The 20,382-nt window shown below is 57.1% G+C and carries 13 protein-coding genes and 9 pseudogenes; 8 read left to right on the top strand and 14 right to left on the bottom strand.

What is annotated here, in order from left to right:
- Positions 1–572: 572 nt before the first annotated feature.
- Both ACNJX8_RS10145 and ACNJX8_RS10140 read right to left on the bottom strand, forming a co-directional pair.
- Entirely contained in the window at positions 573–800 is a 228-nt protein-coding gene (locus ACNJX8_RS10145) for a hypothetical protein (RefSeq protein ID WP_439360481.1), read from the bottom strand.
- Between the two features lie 168 nt (positions 801–968).
- Positions 969–1,239 (bottom strand): annotated as a pseudogene (locus tag ACNJX8_RS10140) (IS66 family transposase); the annotation flags it as partial.
- A 124-nt stretch (positions 1,240–1,363) separates the two neighbouring features.
- On the opposite strand from ACNJX8_RS10140, the gene ACNJX8_RS10135 reads away from it, so the two are divergent.
- Entirely contained in the window at positions 1,364–2,560 is a 1,197-nt protein-coding gene (locus ACNJX8_RS10135) for a PLP-dependent aminotransferase family protein (RefSeq protein ID WP_439360480.1), read from the top strand.
- A 502-nt stretch (positions 2,561–3,062) separates the two neighbouring features.
- Complete coding sequence (locus ACNJX8_RS10130; RefSeq protein ID WP_439361869.1) at positions 3,063–4,181, top strand: IS4 family transposase; 1,119 nt, start codon at positions 3,063–3,065, stop codon at positions 4,179–4,181.
- A 287-nt stretch (positions 4,182–4,468) separates the two neighbouring features.
- Here the strand turns inward: ACNJX8_RS10130 and ACNJX8_RS10125 are convergent, their stop codons facing one another.
- From ACNJX8_RS10125 to tnpB, 8 genes and pseudogenes are all read right to left on the bottom strand, one after another.
- Positions 4,469–4,651, bottom strand: coding sequence for a transposase domain-containing protein (locus ACNJX8_RS10125; protein ID WP_439361868.1), 183 nt, complete (start codon positions 4,649–4,651; stop codon positions 4,469–4,471).
- Between the two features lie 81 nt (positions 4,652–4,732).
- Positions 4,733–5,292: pseudogene (locus ACNJX8_RS10120) on the bottom strand (IS66 family transposase); the annotation flags it as partial.
- A gap of 50 nt (positions 5,293–5,342) precedes the next feature.
- Positions 5,343–5,486: pseudogene (locus ACNJX8_RS10115) on the bottom strand (IS3 family transposase); the annotation flags it as partial.
- A gap of 373 nt (positions 5,487–5,859) precedes the next feature.
- Entirely contained in the window at positions 5,860–6,072 is a 213-nt protein-coding gene (locus ACNJX8_RS10110) for a group II intron maturase-specific domain-containing protein (RefSeq protein ID WP_439360479.1), read from the bottom strand.
- A gap of 5 nt (positions 6,073–6,077) precedes the next feature.
- Positions 6,078–6,583, bottom strand: a pseudogene (locus ACNJX8_RS10105) (reverse transcriptase domain-containing protein).
- A gap of 613 nt (positions 6,584–7,196) precedes the next feature.
- Entirely contained in the window at positions 7,197–7,331 is a 135-nt protein-coding gene (locus tag ACNJX8_RS10100) for a hypothetical protein (RefSeq protein WP_439360478.1), read from the bottom strand.
- 209 nt (positions 7,332–7,540) lie between these two features.
- A pseudogene (locus ACNJX8_RS10095) lies at positions 7,541–8,288 on the bottom strand (IS66 family transposase zinc-finger binding domain-containing protein); the annotation flags it as partial.
- Positions 8,289–8,381: 93 nt separating this feature from the next.
- Positions 8,382–8,654: an IS66 family insertion sequence element accessory protein TnpB gene (tnpB, locus tag ACNJX8_RS10090; protein WP_439360477.1), complete on the bottom strand. Its 273-nt coding sequence runs from the start codon at positions 8,652–8,654 to the stop codon at positions 8,382–8,384.
- Positions 8,655–9,833: 1,179 nt separating this feature from the next.
- Between tnpB and ACNJX8_RS10085 the strand changes: the two genes are divergently transcribed.
- A complete protein-coding gene (locus ACNJX8_RS10085; RefSeq protein ID WP_439361867.1) occupies positions 9,834–10,433 on the top strand; it encodes an NAD(P)-dependent oxidoreductase in 600 nt (199 codons plus the stop codon).
- Between the two features lie 412 nt (positions 10,434–10,845).
- Positions 10,846–11,640 (top strand): annotated as a pseudogene (locus ACNJX8_RS10080) (IS630 family transposase); the annotation flags it as partial.
- Between the two features lie 258 nt (positions 11,641–11,898).
- On the opposite strand, the pseudogene ACNJX8_RS10075 reads toward ACNJX8_RS10080, so the two are convergent.
- A pseudogene (locus ACNJX8_RS10075) lies at positions 11,899–12,923 on the bottom strand (IS110 family transposase).
- A 75-nt stretch (positions 12,924–12,998) separates the two neighbouring features.
- On the opposite strand from ACNJX8_RS10075, the pseudogene ACNJX8_RS10070 reads away from it, so the two are divergent.
- A pseudogene (locus ACNJX8_RS10070) lies at positions 12,999–13,313 on the top strand (transposase); the annotation flags it as partial.
- Between the two features lie 357 nt (positions 13,314–13,670).
- Positions 13,671–13,922, top strand: coding sequence for a hypothetical protein (locus ACNJX8_RS10065; protein WP_439360476.1), 252 nt, complete (start codon positions 13,671–13,673; stop codon positions 13,920–13,922).
- A 617-nt stretch (positions 13,923–14,539) separates the two neighbouring features.
- On the opposite strand, the gene proB is transcribed toward ACNJX8_RS10065, so the two are convergent.
- Positions 14,540–15,691 (bottom strand): glutamate 5-kinase, encoded by a 1,152-nt coding sequence (gene proB / locus ACNJX8_RS10060; RefSeq protein WP_439360475.1) that lies wholly within the window; start codon positions 15,689–15,691, stop codon positions 14,540–14,542.
- Between the two features lie 853 nt (positions 15,692–16,544).
- Positions 16,545–16,776, bottom strand: a pseudogene (locus tag ACNJX8_RS10055) (IS3 family transposase); the annotation flags it as partial.
- A gap of 479 nt (positions 16,777–17,255) precedes the next feature.
- Here ACNJX8_RS10055 and ccrA point away from each other — a divergent pair.
- Together ccrA and ACNJX8_RS10045 are read left to right on the top strand one after the other, a co-directional pair.
- On the top strand, positions 17,256–18,539 hold the full coding sequence (gene ccrA, locus ACNJX8_RS10050) for a crotonyl-CoA carboxylase/reductase (protein ID WP_439360474.1): 1,284 nt from the start codon (positions 17,256–17,258) through the stop codon (positions 18,537–18,539).
- A gap of 533 nt (positions 18,540–19,072) precedes the next feature.
- On the top strand, positions 19,073–19,825 hold the full coding sequence (locus ACNJX8_RS10045; RefSeq protein ID WP_439360473.1) for an enoyl-CoA hydratase/isomerase family protein: 753 nt from the start codon (positions 19,073–19,075) through the stop codon (positions 19,823–19,825).
- Between the two features lie 77 nt (positions 19,826–19,902).
- On the opposite strand, the gene ACNJX8_RS10040 is transcribed toward ACNJX8_RS10045, so the two are convergent.
- Entirely contained in the window at positions 19,903–20,307 is a 405-nt protein-coding gene (locus ACNJX8_RS10040) for a helix-turn-helix domain-containing protein (protein WP_439360472.1), read from the bottom strand.
- Positions 20,308–20,382: the final 75 nt, after the last annotated feature.

Here is a 20,382-nt window from a genome sequence, read left to right as displayed (position 1 = left end):
TTACATAACCTCGGAACGAGTAGCCTATCAATGTAGGCAGTGTAGGCCCTGAAAGTTTGATGCCGCTCCTCCATTCCGAACGTCTCACTCCGGCTCCAGGCTCATCGTTTCTCATGATCAATCTGTTGTATCGCAAGCTCCGGAACCACTACCGATTATGCGGTAATGCCGGCTGCGCCCTGCGAAGCTGTTGGAACGGAACGGCGCAATTTAGATGAGCGCTGATCTCTCGCTCATAAGCGGGGACGTCAGGAAATGGCGTGAAGATGGACGTGCTGCTATGTGCTCGCGCCTGAATTCTGTCCCGTTCAGCTCCCTTAACGGAGTACGAACAGTGTTCGACACGTGACCGAGGCGCAACTACTGAACGAGTTTGGTCGCTTGGCTCTATCCACGCGCAATCGACAGTTCGATTACGCGCTTAAGGCAAAAGAGCACCATGCGATGGCGACTGGCACGACAGGCTGCCATTCACTGTCAGGTTGACAACAATAACGTCATGCTCGTTAGATCACGACTGACATACGAGGGAACTCCGCCGATCGCCCGTTAGGAACGACCAATCAACGGAATCAAGCTTCATTAATACGCAGTAACAAGATCGTCACGTCCAAAATCCAATCGAGATCTCTTCCGATCTCGTTCGACGCTAGGTCCAGTTCTACCTTCCAAATCAAGGCGATCATCGAGTGAGGTTTGCGCGACACCTCTAACCCATCCCGGCTGTGAGCGTTGAAAGAGGCTTGCGTCACGTCCACTTGTACGAGGTAATAGGTAATATCCGACTTCTGATCGTGCACTAGTCTCCCGCTTTAGACGGGGCCGAATGATCCGTTTGTTGTCGAACGCTTGAGTTCCCACTTGCATTCGCGCTGGCATCGCAATTGCAGCACGCTCGGTAAAGGCTACGACTCAACAACTTGAACGCTCACCTTGTCTCATGAGCTCGTCGACTGCGAAGCCATACAGGAGAAGCTTTGAAGATGCCGTGTGGGATGCTCCTGCCGCTGGTCGCCCGAGGCGTAATAGAGTGCACTCGGGGGGTCCGTCGGCCGAATGGCCGATCGTCGCGAACGTAGGTCCAAGCTTGGCCAGGATCGGCATCGTGGTGTCACCGCCCTGGAGCCGCTTGGCGGCGGGGACATGGTGCTAAATCGGCCCATACATCCCCTGTAAGGCAGCCGCGCAGGCGCCTACCTGATCGGGCAGTATTGACAGGCTCAGATCGATACCCTCCCGTCAGCCGGGATGGAGGTTAGGTGCAGCGTATGTCGGTACGGCAGCATCTGTGAACTTCATCGCGACTTTCAGGAAGCGCTTTTGCACTGGAACAGGCTAGCCAGCTATATCTGACGAGAAGACAATGAATGCTTCCTACCGTAGCTCTGTCGCGCAGCGTTTTAAACCGGTCAATTACTCAAGTGCGAAGCACGTCATCAACTTTAGCTACGGATCTCCCGATCCGGCAACGTTTGCAGAACTTGTCTGGCCGGAGGCGTTTGACAAAAATACCGGCGTTGCCGCCGCGGACTTGACGCAGTATACGGATGTGGCAGGTCTGCCGGAGCTCGTTACCAGGCTCGCACTACGGTATAACGTGCGGCATGACCAAGTTATCATTACAGCGGGGGCTTCACAGGCTATACAACTACTTGGCGATGCTTGGATCAATCCCGGTGATGTCGTACTCACGGAGGATCCGTCCTACTTGGGCGCGCTGCGCACGTTCTCTGTAATGGGTGCAACCGTCCTGCAGCTACGCATGAGCGCAGAAGGCGTCGATCTGAACGAGCTCAAAGCGACGTTGCATAGCAACTCCCGCGTAAAACTCTACTATACGTCACCAGCATTTCATAACCCAACTGGACGCGAATTGTCGCGCACCCATATGGCCGAGGTAGCTGCACTCTTAGCGGATCGCGGTTTACCGTTGGTCCAGGACCTTGTCTATGCAGAGCTTCCCTACAAAGATGCAGTGGACTGGTTGGCACCAGCCGACAACGTGATTAATATCCATAGCATATCCAACATTGCTGGGCCCGGGTTACGAGTAGGCTGGGTGCTTGCAGAAGCTGATATCATCGCTAAGCTTGTGAGGCTTAAATGCGACGGCGGCGTAAGCCCTATTGTAAGCAACATCGTCTTAGGATTGATTCAATCTGGCGCTCTTGACGCGCACATTGCGCGTCTGCGCCAGCACTATCGCGCCAAGCGAGATACCATGCACACACTGTTGCAGTGTAGCCGCTTCTGCGAGCCAGGGTACGTTGTACCAACTGGCGGATTTTCGTTCTGGGTACGGCTGGCGGCCTGCACTGACATTCTGACTTTCATTGAGGCTGCACGCTGCGAGCACGACGTGCACCTTATACACGGCTGCAATTATGGCCCAAGATGCGAAGATCATGTACGCCTGTGCTTCAGCTATCTTCCGACAGCTTCAATTGAGCAGGGGCTGGTGAGACTGAATGACTTGCATGCGAAGCTCCACTCGCACACTGGCAGGCGTACTCCAAAACTCGAAGATCTAGACAACGACATAGGTGCGTTTTCTGTTTAGCGGGTCTCAGAGTATTGCCATCCCTTGGGGCTCGGGCTCGGATGGCAAACTGGATTTTTGTCAGGGGTTGAGTTTACCTTCCAAGCATCCTGAACAGACATCCAAGGCATGGCTCGCGCCGAGTGGCCGTAACCGTTTTGGAGCCACCGGGATGCCTTACCGGTAGGTCGAGTCGCCGACCCGTCTGATAAAGGGCGGCCTCTCGGAATCAAACTGCGGTACCAATAAAAGCCTCCGGTTGTGCCCACCGCCCAACCGGCTTTCAATTACCCATAACTTTGACCACTTGGGCTGATCCGCAGATCGGCGAAAACTTGAATCGAAAGAATCACTTGTGATTCCTTTCTGAGCACCTGATTCGCGAGGGGTGCTCTATGGGGCTGACATTAAGGGATCGATCGGCAAAAGGCTGTTTGCCGTCCTTGGAAGGTGAATGTTGGATTGATGAGAGAGTAGTGGATGCGAGTTTAGGGACGCGCGGCTCGGCGACAGATTCCGCAAACTGCTCACGCAGATTGGAAGCGCCGTGGGACAAAGCATTCCGCTCGTCTGCCAGGATTGGGCGAATACCAAGGCAGCCTACCGCTTCTTCTCTAACGACCGGGTCAGCGAAGTAGACATTCTGGCCGGACATTTCCGATCGACACGTGACCGTGCCGCCGCCACTGAAGGTCTGGTTCTTGTGCTGCACGATACAACCGAGTTCAGCTATCAACGCGAGAAGTCAGAAGCGATCGGCATCACCAAGAGCATAAACAGTGGATGGGATAAGGCAGGTCGCCTCAGATCGCACCCGGTTTGCGGCATCCTGATGCATTCGAGCCTCGCGGTTACAATCGAGGGGGTGCCGCTGGGGTTGGCGGCCGTTAAGTTCTGGACCCGGAAGAAATTCAAGGGGACGGCAGCGCTTAAAAAGAAGATCAATCCGACCCGGATTCCCATCGAGAAGAAGGAAAGCGTCCGGTGGTTGGAAAATCTCAAGCAGTCTACGCAACTGTTGGATCATCCGGGACGATGCATCCATATCGGTGATCGCGAGAGTGACATTTACGAGCTCTTCTGCGCAGCACAGGAGATCGGAACTCATTTCCTGATCAGGACCTGCGTCGACCGCTTGGCTGGAGACGGGGATCACACGATCGCCGACGAAATGGACGAGGTCGCCGTCAAAGGGCTCCATCGCATCGAAGTCAGAGACAGCAACGGCGATCCCGACCAGGCCATTCTTGAGATCAGGTATCGCGAGATTCGCGTCCTACCGCCGATCGGAAAGCAGAAGCGCTATCCCGCTCTGACCCTGACGGTGATCCATGCCGAAGAGCGCGGGACGCCGAAAAACAGAAAGAAGATCGATTGGAAGCTGCTCACCGACCTGCCTGTTGGTTCCCGCACCGACGCCGTTGAGAAGCTGGAATGGTATACTTTGAGATGGAAGATTGAGGTGTTCCACAAGATCCTCAAATCGGGCTGCAAAGCTGAGGAGTCGAAGCTCAGGACCGCCCAGCGTCTGACCAATCTGATCTCGCTCTTTTTGCATCCTGAGTTGGCGGGTCTTCTGGATGACGATGCTCAACCGTTCCGCCCCAGACGCGCCGCCAACCCTCGCGTTGACTGCGACTGAAATCGGCGTGCTCGATCGCCTCGTGAACGACAAACCAAAAAACAAGCCAGAAAACGCTCTCGCACTATCTGATCAAGATCGCCCGGCTCGGCGGTTATCTCGCCCGCGCCAGCGATCCGCCGCCCGGCAATACCGTTATGTGGCGCGGGCTGTCACGCCTCACCGACATCGCGCTGGGCGCCATGGTCGGAGAGAATTTGTGGGTAATTGAAAGCCCAGCCGGACGGTTACGGTACGCATACGACGGAGACCGCCTGATTGACGCATGCGCGCGGGGCCGGGTAGTGCTATGATAGCGTTGCGTGAAGGTTAGGCAGCTTGCTGATCGGTGGGCTTGTCGGCTTGGCGCAGGAGCTTCCATTCCCAAGGCAGCAGTTCGTGCAAACGGCGGGAAGATCGGCGATCTGGGCGAGGACGTCGGCGAGCCAGGCTTTGGGGTCGACATCGTTAAGACGACAGGTCGTGATCATCGTCAGCATGATGGCAGCGCGGTCGGCGCCGCGTAGGCTGCCGGCGAAGGTCCAGTTGCGCCTTCCCAAGGCGCGCAAGGCTCTTTCTGCGGCGTTGTTGCTGAGGCAGATCCTGCCATCGTCGAGGAAGCGGGCAAAGTCGGCCCAGCGCCTGAGCATGTAATTCATGGGCTTCAGGACCCGGAGGAGCGCGAGAGGGTTTCTCGCTCGCGGAGCAGCCAGTCGTGCATGTCGTCGAGCAGCGGCTTGCTTCTCTGCTGGCGCACGGCACGCCGCTCGTCGGCGCTGCGGCCGTTAATGGCGCGCTCGATCTCGAACAACACATCGAGGCGTCTGACCGACTCCAGTGCGATCGGGGAGACCGGTTTGCCCTTGCGACCTTCCCTGGCATTCTTCTCGATGTCGGCCAGGTCGAAGAAGCCCCGCCGCGCATGGGCGAAGCAGAATGCCGGCGTGATCGGCATCGCTTTCTTTGCGGGCTGGCTGTATCTGGCGGCCGTCATGGATCTCTTCAGTCGAAAGATCGTCGGCTGGGCCATGCGGGATGCAAGTCGAACTCGCATCCGCGGCCGTCGGCCGAAAGAGGCGTAATAGACCGCTGCCGGCGGCGCAGGCCCACCGTAGGGCCGGTCATCCCGCACATAGGTCCAGATCCGGACGGTCTGATCTTCCCCCGAAAAAGTGGACGGGTTTAAGCGGCTTTTAGCTCCATCTCGATCGGGGCGATATATCCGATCGCGGAATGGAGCCGGGTGCGGTTGTAGAAGCCCTCGATGAAGGCGAAGATATCGCGCTGGGCCTCGGCGCGGGTCTGGTAGTCGCGATCGATGAGCCGCAAGGCCGATTGCTACGACAATGCCCCGATGGAGAGCTTCTTCCATACCCTGAAGACCGAGCTCGTTCACCATCCTGCAAGCCGATTGCTATAGCGGCTTCGAGCCGTTGTTCCACCCTCCGGGCTCAATGAGCCTACTACAGGTGTCCACTCATTCGGAGGAGGTTCAGTCGTGCACTTGCCCTTCGCCAGGATGCGGATGGTGGGGGGAGTAGGCCGGAGGGATTTCACCTCCAGCCTCTCGCAGAACCGGGCGTGAGGCTCTCGCCTCACCCGGCTCCCATCAGGCAAGCTTGCCGCCAGCGCCGAGTTGCCAATGCACAAAGAACCTGCGGTTCTCAGGCGCGATCTTCTCCAGGAAGAGACGCGCGCGTCACAAGCGGTGATGGAAGCGCTTGTACTTTCGCTTCAACCAGATAGCCAACGTCTGGTTGATGTAGCGCGCCAAAGGATAGAGCGCTGAACGCGTATATCGCCCGTAATAAGCGATCCACCCCCTAACCATCGGGTTTAGCTCGCGGGCAATATCGTCCAAAGTCACCTCGGTTCGCTTGCGAAGTTTCAAGCCTGGGATCGTCGCTCGCATGGCATTCAGCGCTGCTTTGCTGACCGCCGGAGTGAACCCGCAGAACATCCTCTGCGAACGCGGCCCCAGGACCGATCGCGGCCGAAGCAATAACCGAGAAAGTCAAACATAACCGTCTCAGTCTTGCCCGGCCGTCGGTCGTCCTTGCAGTAGACGATCCTCGTCTTCGTAGGATGCAGTTCCAGGCAGCACTCCGCCAGCCGAGCCTGGAGCGCTTCGCGAGCGCTTTGCGCCTCCATCTCATTCCGACAATGTACCAACCCGTCATCTGCATACCGACACCACCTGAGATCGGGGAACATCCGTGCCATCCAGAGATCAAATGCATAGTGCATCAAGACGTTGGCGAGGATCGGGCTCACCACGCCCCCTGTGGAGTACCGCGGCTTCGCTCGATTATCGTTCCATCCTCTTGCACCATCGGCGCTGTCAGCCATCTTTCAATGTAGAGCAGCGCCCATGCGCACGTCACATGTTTCCGGACGGCCCGCAGCAGAAGCTCGTGGTCGATATTGTCGAACAGTCCCTTGATGTCGAACTCCAGAACCCATCGAGAGCCGATTTACCGGGTCTGTAGCCGTAAGAATCCGCCAGAAAGATTGCCTCGAGAGCCGGCCCAATTAGTTGTTTGACAACCGTCTGTGCCACGCGGTCTGCCACAGTGGGCACCCCGAGGATCCTTTGGCCCCCACTCTTGTTTGGAATGGAGACGGCGCGAACAGGCGGCGGGAAGTAAGCGCCTGAGCTCATTCGATTCCAAATCTTGTAGAGATTGCTCTTCAAGTCGGACTCGAACTGCTCAATCGTCACTCCGTCGACCCCGACCGCGACCACCATTGGATCGCACCTGCAGATATGCTTCGTACACCTCTCTCTTGTCGATGTTGAACGGTTTGCTCGGCTGGTTCACCGTCGTCCTCCTGTTGTCAGTTGCGGCGGTGGCCAGCCCTCCTGATCCGATCCCTTTGCTACGGCCCCGTTAAGAGCCTTCGTCGCTAATACGGATCGGTCCGTCCCAGTGCTCCGCGTCGGTAATCTCGCCTCGCGGTCTTCTCCGCTTGTGCTTCTCCCTTTCGATCGGAGCGACTGGTTCCTGCAGTTCCGCGGCAGCGCCTGCATCCGATTCACGCCTCCTCAACGCCGGTCGCCGCCCGCCCGGTCATCAGGCTTCCGGCGGGCTCATCCCAGAGGGACGACACACCTCTGGTTTTGACGACGATTTCCACGTTCCGACGGTTCATCGGCTGGTTCATTTTCATTCGTCTCTCGGACGCCTATCCGTTCGGGTATTCCCGACCGTTGGCTTCAACGCTCACGACCGCGCCTGCTAAGCGAAGCCGCTTGAAGTGATTTGGGACCTACTCCTGAAAGTCGATCCCGAGGGCCTACCGTCATCGCTGCCACAGCTTGTGCGCACAGATTTTCAGATCATCTCGATCATCCTTTCCGTGTGCTTCTGCAGCACACGGTCATCGCCGTACAGCCGCTCGGCGGCGAGGACATCGCGCTCAATCAGCCCATAGATCGGCTGTAAGGCAGCCGCGCAGGCGCCGACCTGATCGGCCAGTGTCGACAGGCTCAGATCGATGCCCTCCCGGGCGTAGCGCTCCCTCTGCCGGTTCAAGTGCTGATGCTGGCCGAACTTCTCGAACAAGATCATGGCCAAGAGGTTAGGTCCGGCAAAAGCCGCGCGGCGTCACGTGGAAGGGGGCCGGCGGCTGGTTGATCGTCTCACAGTCCCGGCATGAGAACTTCTCGCGCACCGTCTGGATCACCTTCCACTGCCGGGGAATGACCTCCAGCGTCTCGGTAATATCTTTTCCCAGCTTTGATAGCTTCGATGAGCCGCAGCAAGGGCAGCTCTGCGGTGCGGCGACTACGACACGCTCGCGCGGCGAATGGTCGGGGAACGGTTTGCGCGACGGACGCTTGCGCTGGAAGGATTGTACCATCTGCGCCTTGGCTGCCACCCTCTCAGCCGCCAACTCGTCTTCGGTTGCGGTTGCTTCCAGCTCTTCGAGCTCAAGCTCCATCTGCTCCAAGAGCCGTGCCTTGCGCTCCGAGCGGCTGCCGTAAATCTGGCGAGGCAGCTTCTCGATCTCGAGCTTGAGGTAACTGGTCAGTGCCTCGGCCGCCTTCGCATTGGCAGCTTCCGCTTTCGCGCTCGCCGCAACCGCCTCCGCTTCCAGGCGCGCCGCGCGCTCCGCGAGGATCATCGCGTGCGCGGCGGCAAGATCGGTGGGAAGCGATTCAGATGTGGTCACGATGGTGATGGAATCACATCCATCACGATCCGCAAGTTCAAAGCCTCATCCAACCGATGTCGGCCGGCACGTCTCTTGTGGGTGCTGCCAGTCGATCCCGGACAAGAGATAACCGAGCTGTGCCGACGAGATCGTCACCACACCCTCGGCCAGGCTCGACCAGATGAAGCGCCCCCGCTTCAGCCTTTTGTGAACACGCTGGCGCCCTGGCCGGCATGCCAGATCACCTTCAGCAGACCGCGGAAGCAAAACAGGTGGCCGCCAGTAGGTCCGCAAGATCTCCTGAACCTGCAATGCCAGCGACGGACTAAGCGGCACAAATTATCCGTCCATTGTAATTCAGCCATTTCGGCTATCTCATCGTGTGTAGCGCGGCCCCGACCCATCCTGTTAGACGATCTTGGTGGTCAATGCGCCGGTAGCTGCGTCCCGGCGGTTCGTCTTCACGCCATCGACCAGCTTCCTCGGAATCGGCGTGGCGCAACCACTATGCATTCGTGACTGGGCGACCGGATCAAGCGATAGAGGCCATAACCAGTCTGACTGGCTTCGTCGCAGAAACGTACGTGATGAATCGACTGGCGATTGACTCAATAACTGCCGCAGGCTTGTCGCCCCCGTGTGGGCCTCAAGCGAACCTGTTCTTCGCCACCAGCTTCGACAATCGCGATAACATTGCTCAGCTTCGCGGAACGTCGAGTCGGATAAATGCTTCCCCTACAATCCGCCACGGCCCGTCCTCCCATGAAGATCGGCGCGGACTGACCGAGCAAACCTTCGCAGGCGCAGTGCAGAGCGAGCCACCTCATCGGCAGAGACGGAAATACAAGCTTGCACTCGACCGCAAAGCGCGTCGTTACGTCGCGTTCGAGATCATTTGCGCCCGCAAGTCGCCCTACCAGCGCGGACGCGTTTGAGCATCGTGGTCCACGCCTATTTGGTTTGCGACGCATGTCAACATCTCGACACGTGTTTGCAATGATTGCATCTGCACGTTGGTGTCCTCTCAAATACTTGTGTCGGCGAAGCGGCCGCATGCGGCGGCACGCAAATTGCTTTGACACGTCGTGCTGACAGAGCTGTCTGGCGATAGGCTAATTCGAGGCGGATTCCATGACTTCAATCGAGAACAGGGCACGCGACAGGTTAGGCAACGAGAGGCGGCTACGGTGCGCGCTCGTCTCAAGCCGACTAGATTTGAGGCATTATCTTGGCGCAGAAATTTCGCGCATTACCGAGCAGGTCGATATAGTCGATCAGGATCAGAATCGTGACGCCGATGTTCGCCTCGCGCTGGCTTGGCATCCGCATGATGATTCGTTTTCCCGTTACCCCAATTTGCAGGTGGTGTGTTCCATTGGCGCTGGCGTCGACAATATCGTCGGATGTCGGAGCCTCAAGCCTGAGGTAGACGTGGTGCGGGTCGTTGATCCCGAACAGGCGCGTATGATGTCCGGCTTTGTCGCCTGGCACGTGATTGGTCACCAGCGCGGCTTTATCAAGTATCGCGAGCAACAGCGCGACCGTGTTTGGCGGCCGCGTCCGCAACGCAGCGCCGACAGCGTGGCAGTCGGTATTCTGGGCCATGGTCAAATCGGTCGCAAAGTCGCGGCTGATCTCGCTCATCTCGGGTTTTCCGTAATGTGCTGGAGCCGGACACTCAAGCCCCCGTCCGATATAGGACGGAACTATCACGGGTCTACCGGACTCGCCGCTATGCTCGAAAACACCGAGGTCCTGGTCAACACCCTGCCCCTGACGCACGAGACTCGCGACATTCTCGACCAGCGCGTTTTCGCGAACATGAAACGCGGCGGTTACCTGGTCCAGATCGGCCGCGGTGAACACCTCGTCGAAGCCGACTTGCTTGCGGCTCTCAATAGCGGCCAATTGGCGGGCGCGGCACTCGACGTGTTCGCATCCGAACCATTGCCGACCAGCCATCCGTTCTGGCAGAATCCCAGAATAACCATCACGCCACACGACTCAAGCGACGTCAGTATACGCGCGGTCGCAAACACAGTGTTAGCAACCGCCGAGGCCATCCTCGCCGGCCGCCGGCCGCGACATGCCATTGACCGCACTCGGGGCTACTAATATAGCGGAGCCGCTTCAATGAATGGCATCCGACTTTCGCGCCTCATCATCTGGCATAGCTTCCGCCGGCATCTAGCCCATTCGTCCTGAGTCGCCCCCTTATTCCTTTGGTCGATTGGTCCAAGCTAAACGAATGGACCCGATACCCTCTTGAACAGCCGGTCGGCGCTCTTGACTGTCCTTCCGCTACATGCGGCCATGACGCGAGCGCGCCCCGCTGGCGATCCCGCTCGCAGTCTGACCACTGCCTCGACTTTCGAAAAGCGATCGTCATTGACATCGTCCTCGTCAACGTACGCCCATAAGCAAGCCGGCTTGATCAGAACTCCGTGTCCATCAAACGGCTCTAGTCATCTGGAACGCAAATTCGTCGCATTAGTTATTGCTCGAATCTCTAGAGAGGAGAGCGCTTGTGGCGAATGCAGGTGTGAGAGGCCGGCCGATCGCGCCGTTGGTGCTGAGTCCGCAGGAGCGGGCGTACTTGGAGAGGCAAGTTCGTCGGCATCGTGTAGCCCGATCGCTATCTGAGCGGTGGCGCGCGATCCTACGGTGTGCAGATGGTCTGCCAAGCAAGTCTGTGGCTGCCGAACTTGGCATCCATGAACACACCGTTGGCAAGTGGCGCCGCCGATTCTTGAAGGATCGCTGTGATGGCCTGCTTGACGAAGCCCGCCCTGGCCGCCCTCGAACCATCGACGACGATCAGGTTGCTGAGGTAATCGAGCGGACATTGCGTACGACGCCGCCCGACGCGACGCACTGGTCGATCCGCTCGATGGCCGCGGAAACTGGCTTTTCTCACACCACGATCCGCCGAATGTGGACGGCGTTCGGCTTGCAGCCGCACCGCAGCCAAACATTTAAACTGTCGAGCGATCCGCTATTCGTCGATAAGGTGCGCGATATTGTCGGGCTTTACCTGTCCCCACCGAACCGAGCCGTTGTCCTCAGTGTCGATGAGAAAAGCCAGATCCAGGCACTCGATCGCGAGCAGCCGGTCTTGCCGATGATGCCTGGGGTGCCGGAACGTCGCACGCACAGCTATGTGCGGCATGGTACGACCACGCTGTTTGCCGCGCTCGATGTCGCTTCCGGCTTTGTCATTGGCAAATGCTACAAGCGCCATCGGACGGTCGAGTTCTTGAAGTTCCTCAAAGAGATCGACGCTCAAATCCCTGAGGGGCTCGCTGTCCATATCGTCATGGACATGTGTGGACGCCCCCGTTGGTGCAAGAAGAATCTTTCGAAGAGCACGGAGCGTGGTCGGGTGCTGACATGTGTCCGGCCTTTTGCTGCGGCTGTCATATGCCGCTGGCCCGTATGGGAGTTCGCGGAACGGGTCCAATTCAACCTCGCGTGCTCGAGGCGCGTATCCATGATCTGGTTTTCCCGATCCCGTCTCGTTGACCGTTGCGCCATACTCTCCGGTTGACCTTCTCACACTCTCACGGTCCCTGCCGCGGAGCTACTTCGCCGCAGCCGGAACCCGATAAGTTCCGCCTCTCGCCAACAATGCCCAGACGATGCGCGCCGTCTTGTTGGCGAGGGCGACAATCACCAGCATGGGCGGCTTGCGGGCAAGCATGCGCGCAAGCCAAGGATTTGCTGTCGAGCCTTTGCGCATTGCCCAGCGCACGGCCGCGCTCGCGCCAATGATCAGTAGTCGGCGCAGGGTTCGTTCGCCCATGCGGGATGTCTCGCCGAGCTTCTGCTTTCCGCCGGTGGAGCGCTGCAGCGGGGTGAGCCCCAGCCACGCCGCAAAGTCGCGTCCCCTCTTGAAGGCCTGGGCCGTCGGTGCCAGGGCAACGAGCGCCGTGCCGTGATCGGCCCGATTCCTGGGATTGTCATCAGCCGCTTCGCTTCGACATCCTCCTTGGCGCGTCGGGCAAGCTCTCGGTCGAGCAGCGCCACCCTCTCGTCCAGTGATCGCAACTGCTCGGCGAGTAGCCGCAGGATCGGTCTGGCCAACTCAGGAATGTCGGTGTCATGGTCGTCGATCGCGGACATAAGTTTGGCAACATGGGAGGGGCCTTGCGCAACCACCATCCCAAATTCGGCCAGATGGCCGCGGATCGCATTGATGGTTTGGGTGCGCTGACGCACCAGGAGATCGCGGGCGCGAAACACAACGGCCGCCGCCTGCTGCTCTTCGCTCTTTACCGCCACGAAACGCATCGTCGGCCGCTGGACAGCTTCGCAGATCGCTTCCGCATCGGCGGCATCATTCTTCTGCCGTTTCACGAAAGGCTTTACATAGTCAGGCGCAATGAGTCGCACCGCATGCCCCAATTTCCCGATCTCGCGCGCCCAGTAATGGCTGCTGGCGCAGGCTTCCATGGCGACCGTGCAAATCGGCTGCGCGGCAAGAAATTTGAGCACCTGGTCCCGGCGCAGCTTCTTGCGGAAAAGCACGGTTCCTGATGCATCCGCGCCGTGCATCTGGAACACATTCTTCGCCAGATCCAACCCGATTATGCTAACTTCCGACATGGACGCCTCCGTTCAAGTGATGGTCAACGACACCACTTTGGCACAGCGATGCCGTGAGGGGGCGTCCACCCCATCAACTACGCTACTCACAAGACACCCAAGATCAAAGCGTGGCTCGCTCGCCGACCGCACTATCATGTCCACTTCACGCCGACTTACGCGTCATGGATCAATCAGATCGAGCGCTGGTTCGCTGAACTCACCAGAAAGCAGATCCAGCGAGGTGTTCACACCTCCGTCAGGCAGCTCGAGGCCGACATCCGTACCTTCATCGAACTGCACAACAACAACCCGAAGCCCTTCAAATGGACCAAGTCCGCAGACCAGATCTTGGCTTCCATCAAACGCTTCTGCCACAAAGCCCAGCAGACTTTATGTGGCGAACTTTAGATTCACGTGACTAGATTTATGGTTGAGCGAACACGTCCGACGAGACGAGAAGCTAGACACCTCCCACCTGAAATGGCAGGGGCTGCTTCTTTTCACTTGTTGTAATCTGCGCCACTTCGAGGATGGCTGCCATGCTTGGGACTCCTCAGTGTGAAGGGCAACGTTAAAGATGCCAGGACGTCGAGCCCCTTGCGTTGATTTGTTCCGACGAATTCGGCTCTTGCAAACTCGATCGCGATTATTTGAGGCATTCCACAAAGATCACAAAGGCTCGGACGGTGCGACAGATCAGCCGCTAGAGGCTCACTCGTAACGAACCCGCATGTTCAAAAACTTACAACACGGTTGGGCTACAACATGATCAATGATGACCCCCGCATCTCCGCTAAAGTAGCCGCTCAGGTGCGAAAGCACTGGTTCCGACAAGTCACGCACCCCAAAACCGCTGAAGACCATCAATCAGTTGCCGACGGCAAGCGGAAACAACAACTCCTCTTCATTCTGAGTTTGCTAAGTTATGCGGAGGCCGAAATAGCAGAGCTAAACCTTGAAACATCTGCGGTGCTTTTGGAAGCCGCGATCGCCGACATTTTTCAACATCTGGAGTAGAGCACGAGCGGTTGCGGCTTTTCTGAAGGAGATGCGCCTTCAGCGGCCCGACCGCTTGGCTTGCAAGATGTATGGATCGCTCCTCGAGCAGGACAGGGGAGCGCATGCGCTCTTTGGTCTCACCATTGAGCTGAGGGCGGCTCTTCGGTTCGCGAAAACGTCAAAAGAATGCTCGTCCTGCGCCGAGGGAATGACTTATCTGGGACATCTTCGAGAAAGTCTTCCGAGTATCCAAACCTAGCCACCGTGGGCACACTTTGTTCTGCCCTAGTTGAGACTTCCTAACGCTCCAGATTCGACAGCAGCGCTGCTCGACCATTCGTCTCATAGAAAACATCCAGCTCGCCTTCTTTCAATACTCGGCTGTGTCACCATCGGTGTGCGGCGTTTGCATCTTCTGATGTGACGAAGGTTTTGAACCTCTTCAGGTTGGACATCACAACAGGAATCCACTGCCTCCAAGCAATAACTCGGTCGATATCGATCCCGACGAGAAGGATCGTCGCGCTGACGACGCCCACACGATCTGCCGAGCCGGATACCGGACTCCAACGCAGCCGGCTCAGTTCTGTGTTTGCCCGCAATCGGATGCCTCGCTGACGACTGACATAAGTGGCTCATTCAGTTAGCGCCAAATCATCTTTATGCACGACAACGTCGAGGCACCCCCAACCTAGTGGCTCTCCCGCATCGATCCTGGACCGCCGCATGATACAGCGTAGTTCTTCGCTTGAATAGATTGAAAGACCGCGACCGGCTTCGTTGCCGCAGGTGTTTCTTATGACAATCGCATCACCACGAGAAAAGTCGCCATCGCATGATCTCACTTCTGGAACATAAAGATTCCTGCCTAAGCGCAACTCCCTCGCCGCAGCATTGTCAACAACAAGGGCGCCGAATGGCCTTAACGTGGTCGCGATCCGCGTCTTGCGCGCCGCGCGCGCTGCGGTGGAGGGATGAAACCAAGTACATGGACAACCGGCATCGATAGCCGAGAGGGGACGCGCATCGCGGCCATCTGCAATAATCATGGTACATCCGGAAGCCAGGGCGGCCCGGGCGGCGGCAATTTTGCTTGCCATCCCACCGGAGCTGTAACCAGGCCGTGCGCCACTGGCCATCCGCTCGATTTCCGCGGTTACATCATGTACATCGCTTATCAAAGTGGCGTTCGATGTTTGATGCGGATCTGCCGTGTAAAGACCAGCCACGTTGGACAGCAGCACCACCGTATCGCCTCCAATCAATTGCGCTGCACGGGCCGCAAGGCGATCATTATCACCGAAACTCGCTGCCTTTCTCGCTATAGCATCGTTTTCGTTGACCACGGGGACCGCTTGCAAAGTCAGAAGCCTGATCAAGGTTGCGCGGAGGCCAGCCATACGCTGTTTCTCTGTCGCATCGTCCAGGGTAAGCAGAACCTGCGCCACGGTTAACCCATGTCGGGCATATGTTTCTCTGTAAGCTTTAGCAAGTTGAATTTGCCCGACCGCAGCGGCAGCTTGCCAATCCGCTCTCCGCAGTCGTTCCTGGTGTAGATCAAGAGCGTATCTTCCAACAGCAACGGCGCCGGACGAAACCACAGCGACGTCCTGGCCGCGCCCACGAAGTCGCGCGATATCTTCGGCTAGCAATTCAAGCCATGACTCTCGAATTTTGCCAGTCGCTTGGTCGACGACGAGAGCCGAACCAATCTTCACGATGATGCGCCGTGCCGACACAAGCTTCTTTGAAGCCGGCTCGAACACATCATCTGTCTCTCGCTTCATTGATCCTTCCAACTCCTTTGGGCGAATAAATCGCCTAATGTTCTCTTTTGTCATGCTTTACCCCCGTATAGGTTGTATTAAGCCAAGGATGGGCAGCGTCATAGTCGGGCTTATCGCCAATGACGCTCTAGCTTCGGTGACTATCGCCTTCTTCATGGTGGCAGAGCTCGTTGGTTCCTAACGAACTCCTGTACACCATTTCCGTCGCCATCTTGCCCTACCGACATGAGGCCATAGTAGATTTCCTGCATTCGCCAATGGGCGAGCTACCGTAGCCCTACTAGAGACCGCAGCTTGCGTATTAGCGCTTTCTTCAACCTTTAGGGTTTCAGCAGCTTAATCCGACGTCGCAGGGCAGCGAAGCGAACTCCCGCGCATGCTCGGAACGCATAACATCGGTTAGCCATCCCGATGACATCCGTTCGTAAAGGCGTCGATCATTCAACGGCAAGCTCGTGGTATTGCCCCCATTGACCGGCGACGCCGGTCGGTAGTTGAAGTGATTGAGCCGCCGTCCGGGCGGTCGGGAAGCAGAATGATCCGGACATTGTTACGCTTGACGGTCTTCACGCGGACTTCAGCCGCGCTTGCAGCGGCGCGAGGCAGGTGTTCGAGATTAACGCGGCAGCGATCTCACGGGCACGAGTGGCAGCGAAGACTGCGCCATTGTCGGCCAACAATTTGCGTGATGCGCGGATGTCGCCAACTCGCCGCTCGACCAGTGCACCATGAGATCCCTGGTCATTCCGCCCGCGATCCGAGCTGCCATGGCCGCCCCACTGATGATCTCACGCGAATATAGCTATCCCGGGCAAGCGCGCCTTGAGCTACTGCTGGTTTGATGGACACCCGGTTAAGCTGATCCCACCTTGCGCTCGAACTCTACCGGGCTGAGATAGCTGATGGTTGATGCCTGCGGGTCGTGAAAATAGTTTGATGTAGTCGAACACATCAGCGCGTGCCTCGTCTCTGGTTTGATAGATCTTGTTGACCGTCCGCTCCCTCTTGTGCGGGGAGAAGAAGCTCTCCATCGCCGCGTCGCCCTAGCCGTTGCCGGAGCGGCTCATACTGCAAACGATGTCGTGGATTCGTTGCCCCGCCTTCGACGACAAATATTCCAGCAATAGATGTATTATTCATTTGACTATTCTCATTATAGATGTATGGATACAATCCATCGGTCGAAAGATGGACCGCTATCAGAGAGTATTGTTGCAACCAGCGGCTTGCCGCGCTCCTTCGGAACGATGTGATATGCGAAGCCCATGATGAAGCACGGAGAGCGGTCACGTCGTTGAGAAGCGGAGGGCAATGCTCCTGATCAATACGATGAAAGCCGCGTCCCGATCAATCTGGATCGAATTGGGTTAGCTTCCCTCTGCCCAAGCTGCACCGCGCTGGACGCTAATCGATGTTCGTCGCACAGCTGGAGGGGCGCGGATCCGCTATTCCGGGCAAGCGTGCTTCGGACTTCGCATATCGCTATAGGCATCCTGACGGAAAACGAGACGAGCTTCATCGGTTGCCGGGCGCTGATCGATTTTGAGCTTCCATCGAGGTGCACATGAGCGGAGTCAATCAATACAACAGTCGATCACAAACAGACAATGTCCAGACGGTCGCAAAGGATCTTTACCAGATTGGAGAAATTCCGCCATTGGGTCACATCCCGAGACACATGTATGCCTGGGTTATACGCCGGGAGCGGCACGGAGATCCAGAGATTGCAATGCAAGTGGAGGTAGTCGATACTCCTGCCGTAGGCCCGAAAGACGCCCTTATTATGACTATGGCGGCTGGGGTAGGCTACAACGGCATTTGGGCGTCTCTCGGGCAGCCAGTCTCCCCATTTGACATTCATCGGCATTCTCATCACATCGCCGGGTCCGATGCGGCGGGAGTTGTTTGGGCTCTCGGAGATCGCGTAACGAAATGGAAGGTGGGAGATGAGGTGGTGCTTCACTGCCATCAGGACGACGGCGACGGCATAGAGTGCAATGGAGGCGATCCCATGTTGTCGCCCTCTCAGAGAATTTGGGGTTATGAAACGCCTGACGGATCCTTCGCACAATTCGCACGTGTTCGATCGAACCAGTTGTTACCCCGGCCGACACACCTTAGCTGGGAGGAGAGCGCCTGCTATGCAGGCACACTGGGCACCGCATTTAGGATGTTGTTCGGCCACCCGCCACACGTCATACACCCAAATCAAAACGTTCTAGTGTGGGGAGCTGCGGGCGGGCTCGGCTCGATGGCAGTCCAGCTCGTAACGATAACTGGAGCCAACGCGATCGGGATCGTTTCTGATGAATCGAAGCGCGAATACGTGATGTCCTTAGGGGCCAAAGGCGTGATAAATCGTAGAGAGTTCGACTGCTGGGGTCGACATCCCGATGTCGAAGAAGCTTCTATGTACAGCGATTACATGAAGGAAGTTCGTCGTTTTGGGAAAGCCATTTGGGAGATTACAGGAAAGGGTAACGACGTAGACATCGTCTTCGAACATCCCGGAGAAGTAACATTTCCAGTCAGCTGTTACGTCGTGAAGCGAGGCGGAATGGTCGTCTTCTGCGGAGGAACCTCCGGCTATAACCTTACCATGGATGCGCGCTTTGTCTGGATGCGACAAAAGAGAGTCCAGGGGAGCCACTTCGCGAATCCATATCAATTGTGGCAAGCGAATCGACTTGTCCTTGAACGGCGTATTGACCCATGTCTTTCCGAAGTATTCACATGGGCCGAAATCCCGCGCGCGCACAAAAAAATGTGGAAGAACCGGCACCCACCGGGCAACATGGCGGTTCTTGTACAAGCCACCGCGGAGCAGCCTGTTGGGGGCAGCGGCTGAACTGGGAAGCATGCGTTTCGACGGGGACATACCGTCATCCGATTTGCGGCAGAATTAGTCGTCCGGTAACAAGCTGGATTGTCTGCGGCTGAAGGTGCGAAGGCGCGCCTGAGGACGATCAGGCCCCTGGGCCTCTGGCGCGCGCTCCGCAATTGGCGGCGGACGAGGGAGATCTGACGTCGCGCTGCGCGGCATTGGTATGGCACCGGCGCGTAACAATGCGCGCATTGCACAGAACGGCTCGAGAGTGCCCAGGGTCGCATCAAACAAGCGCTGGAGGATGCGCTGTTTCTCTACCGCATGAACTACAAACTCACGAGCAAACTCGATTGTCCGGCGTTCTGACCTAGAGAGGGGAGTTGGGCATCCCACGTGCACATAGCAAGCGACATGGGTTTTTCTTCAAATGAGTGTCCACAGCCATTGCCCATTTCTCCTAATAGATGTATTCTCAGTCAGTCTTGAATTTGGAGAGCAAGACGGCGAGCGAACCCGCGGGCTTCGCACATGCAAGACGATGAATCGGAGACACGATGGCCATTCTAGAAACGGAAGCTCGGGGCACGGTTCTGGTCGCCCAATTCAATCACGCCAGCGCTCAAAATCCAATGAGTCTAGAACTTGAAAATGCCATTCGTTCTGCGTGCCGAGAGACCGAGAATAATCCTGCAATTCGGGCCTTGGTATTAACTGGAGGAAAAGACCGATCATTTTGCGCTGGCGCTGATTTTAATGAGGTGGCGCAGCTTTCCGGACGCGAGGCAGTGGAAGCGGCTGTTGACAGATGGATCGATTTTTACTCCATGATACTTGGGATCACGAAACCGACTATTGCTGCCATCGGAGGTTACGCGATAGGTGTCGGTTTCCAGGTAGCGTTGTCGTGCGATTGGCGTGTCGGATCGCCTGGAACGAAGCTACTAATGTGGGAATTGAAACACGGCATCGCCTGTCCTATCGGCGGCTACATGCTTGAGAGGACCATTGGTCGAGCGGCCATGTCCAATATTATTTTTGGTTGCGAGGCCGTTCCCGTTTCGTGGGCGCTGGAGCACAAATTGCTTCACGAAGTGGTCGATTCGAGGCTTCTTGTGGAGAAGGCTATTTTGCGAGCCCAGATACTCGCTGGATTTCCGGAAGTCACTTTCCGGCGAACGAAGGAGTTGGTCAACCAGGGCATGGTCGCTGGATTGCACGAGATCGCGCTGGGCGCGAAGGAAGCACATGTCTCCGGCGTTGCGAGCAGCGCTGCCCAACCACACTTCAAGCGCGTACTCAAGGGGTAACCGTCGCCTCCGCACACCATCTACATCTCTCACGTGAGTTGTACCACGTCTGTTGGCGCAGCGGAGAGAAGCTAGACCTATCTCTTTGCGCTCGGCTTTGCCAGCTTGGCGACCAGCGAAACAATGTCTGCTCGAGCGCCCTCATCTTTGATTTTTATAAAAGCCGTGACGAGCTCCAAAACTTGTTTTCCTAATATGCCTTTTTTCGTGCCAAGAATTGCAGAAATGTCAGAAAATTGCGATCCTCCTTGCGTTGCCGCGTGATTGTCGCAGTCGAAGAAATGTGAGATGGGCGTGTTCAGGGCTTTGGCTATTTCGTAAAGCCGACTGGCCGGGACTCTACTTGTGCCACTTTCGTGCTTCTGCAATTGCTGAAAAACTATGTCCAATCGACCCGCGAGTTCCTTTTGGCTCAAGCCGATACGCTTTCGCTGGCGTCGAATGCGCTCGCCAATTCTCGCATCAAGATCGTTCCACGTCACGATTTAAGCCCAGCCTTTTGTAGCACACCAATCATGTAACATCATCAAATAGTTAATTCAATCAGACAAGGGAGG

Origin of the sequence: Bradyrhizobium sp. SPXBL-04 (genome assembly GCF_051853035.1) — a bacterium.
Taxonomy (GTDB): Bacteria; Pseudomonadota; Alphaproteobacteria; order Rhizobiales; family Xanthobacteraceae; genus Bradyrhizobium; species Bradyrhizobium zhanjiangense.
The sequence above is the reverse complement of the archived record's forward strand: the minus strand, read 5'-3'. Positions and strand labels throughout refer to the sequence as shown.